Annotated in this window: 3 protein-coding genes; 1 reads left to right on the forward strand and 2 read right to left on the reverse strand. The window is 50.3% G+C overall.

Features of this window, described 5'->3' with window-relative positions:
- Positions 1 to 241: 241 nt before the first annotated feature.
- A complete protein-coding gene (locus tag IGR76_13755; GenBank protein MBF2079542.1) occupies positions 242 to 1,387 on the reverse strand; it encodes a SpoIIE family protein phosphatase in 1,146 nt (381 codons plus the stop codon).
- A gap of 283 nt (positions 1,388 to 1,670) precedes the next feature.
- Here IGR76_13755 and IGR76_13760 point away from each other — a divergent pair, with 283 nt between their 5' ends.
- Complete coding sequence (locus IGR76_13760; GenBank protein ID MBF2079543.1) at positions 1,671 to 2,135, forward strand: ATP-binding protein; 465 nt, start codon at positions 1,671 to 1,673, stop codon at positions 2,133 to 2,135.
- 92 nt (positions 2,136 to 2,227) lie between these two features.
- On the opposite strand, the gene IGR76_13765 is transcribed toward IGR76_13760, so the two are convergent.
- Positions 2,228 to 2,751 (reverse strand): esterase-like activity of phytase family protein (locus IGR76_13765; GenBank protein ID MBF2079544.1); only part of this gene is annotated, 524 nt, incomplete at its 5' end.

The raw sequence follows: 2,751 nt of genomic DNA on the forward strand, positions 1-2,751 counted from the left end.
TGGCCATGTCCTAAGCTAGCTGGCAACAGCCATACAATATCCTGCAAACGAAGCACATACCCATGTCTTAATGCCAGCTACAGATCTCAGGCTGAAATCGCTGGTGTAGTAGTGCATCTCCACCTCAAACCTGAGAACTTAAAACTCAAAATTGCTCTGAAAATAGATTTTCATCCTGCGGGGTGACGTTATCACGTCATGGACGTTTGATATCAACTGTGTCTGAACAGGTTATTTCAACCTATTCAAAATTAAGACGGAGCAGCGATAAATCATCCTCAAAAGATTCTGCGTCATTATAAGTCAGCACTACATCTAAAATGCCTTGCAGATTTGCGTGGGGACTCCGAGTCGAGAGCAAACCGACAAAATCATTCAATCCCCAAGTGCCACCTCGAAGCTGCCCCACTTCAAAAATGCCATCGCTGAAGACGTAAAGCGAACTGTTCGCAGGCACAAAATAGCGATCGCTCTGAAAGACGGCTTCGGGCATCATCCCAATCGGGAGTCCGGGCGTTTTGAGGCGGCTAACGGTTGGTGCAGACCGAAGCGCATTCTCGTCCGCTGACTCTGCGATCATGATCGCAGGAGGATGACCTGCGCTGGCATAGGTCAGTAGACGCTTGGCTTTGTTGTAGACCCCGTACCAGATGGTGAAGTATTTTTCATTATGGCTATTCATCTGGAAGGTGTCATTGAGCGATCGCAACACGTCGTGGGGTTGGTAGAAATTCACGTCCGGTAACGACTGCGATCGCAGCAGGTTCAGCACAGCCGTCGATAACAACGTTGCTCCCAACCCATGCCCCGACACATCCAGAAGATAAATGACGAGATAATCCGGGTCTAGCCAGTAGTAGTCAAAGCAATCCCCCCCCAACTGGCGCGACGGGATAAAGCAGGAGTCAATGCTCACCGCACCGTGCATGGGAGCCGGAATCAGCGATCGCACATACTCCACCGCTTCATCAATCTCCGCTTCCAGCATCTGTTTTTGCCGCTGCAAATCCTGGCTCATTTGATGCAGACGCAGTCCTGCCCGTACCCGTGCCTGGAGTTCTACAACCTCAATCGGTTTAGATAAAAACTCATCCGCACCAGAATCTAACCCCTGAACCCGATCGGCAAGCCCACGCCGCGAACTGAGCAAGATAAAAAAGGTAGTTGATAAGTTGGGATCGGCCTTAACGTGACGGCAAACGTCCAAACCGTCCATGATGGGCATGATCCAATCACAGATAATCAACCCTGGCTGAATACTTTGTGCTAGCTCTAGCCCTTCCTTACCATTGGTAGCCAGCGAAACATCATACCCTTGCTTTTGTAGCACTTTCTTAAGGAATAGGCGAATAATCGGGTCGTCATCAATTACTAAAATCTTTAGCATGAATCGTAGCTGCTCGGCGTTGAACGCGATCGCGCGTGTATTCTGGAAGGTAGTTACATTGTATGCTCAGTTGGAAGCGGGTATGGGTGAAAACCTGATGAATTAGCTGATAGAATGCGTTTAGGATCTTGCCTATTGACTCAGAGGGTGTCATTTTTAGCATCCTAATAGGTTTTAAATATGCGTTTTGAATCCGTATGGTAGGTTTAGTGTTCCCAATACCTATGGGTAACTAACGCAAAGCAGCCGTGATGGTCTCTGTCAGCAGAGGGATTGAGTTCAATTGGAACTACCGCAACGAGTACATATACAGGTTGGGTCAGATTTAGGTGACCTCGCTCAGGTTTTATCTTGGTTTGACCAAGTTCGTAATTTTCCAATTCCCCACCTCGTCTGGCTGGAGTGTCAATTGATCCTGGCTGAGGGATTTACTAATGCTGTTCGCCACGCTCACCAGGGGCGGTCTGAAAACTTAACCATTGACATTGAAGTGACCGTTCGCACCGATGCTGTAGAACTGAGAATTTGGGACTTTGGGCACGAGTTTGATCTCCAGCGTCAACTCGATACGATGCCCGCCGACATTGATCCCGATGCGGAAGGTGGGCGAGGGTTGCGCCTCATGCAGCGGATGTCCGATTCGTTACAGTATGCCCGCACCGCCGATAATCGGAACTGCTTGCTGGTGATCAAGCACTATGCGGCAGATGTACCCGTTGCCAATGTTCAAGACAACGGCTCACGCTAAACTCCTCTTCTTCCCGCCCGCTTCAACGAACCCTTCTCAAGAAATTGCAACCAAGCTGAAATCCCTGCCCTTGTCCGAGTGCTTTACCGCCCCTACCCTTGACGCAACCGAAAGAGCAAGATTTGGGTGATTTGATCCTCGTTAAAGTTGTTGTCGGATAGGAGCAGTAGACTATCGGTGCCATCGGGTAAGCGCGGGCCAAGGGTCATGCCTTCCACGTTATCCAGGGGAATGCCCAGGGTTTGCAGATCCAGCACCAACTGTTTGCGAACGGGCACTAGTCCTTCAACATCGCCACTCAGCGATCGCACCCCAGAAATATCGGTGGCACTGCCCATCGCGAGTTGGAACAGCTTTGCCCCAAAGCCCGATCGCCCAAAGGTGCGTTCTAAGCTCAGAAAATGGCCACCCTGATCTAGCACTAAAAGTTCCGATAAGCCGTTGCTAATCGCGCCTGCTGGATCGGGCTCAAGCGAGTAGAGATGTTCTGAGAGCAAGGTTTCCTGGGTTTCGCCAATCAGGTAATGCATCACCCGATTGCGGCTCTGGAGTTCGGACGGTTCGTTGCTGAGCAATCCTTCGAGTTCGTTTCGCCTTTGTCCGGGCTGGAGGTCTT

This window comes from Synechococcales cyanobacterium T60_A2020_003 (assembly GCA_015272205.1).
Taxonomy (GTDB): domain Bacteria; phylum Cyanobacteriota; class Cyanobacteriia; order RECH01; family RECH01; genus JACYMB01.

Excerpts from the sequence above, each read along its gene's own strand:
- IGR76_13755 (MBF2079542.1), bottom strand. The coding sequence starts at position 1,387 with ATGCTAAAGATTTTAGTAATTGATGACGACCCGATTATTCGCCTATTC.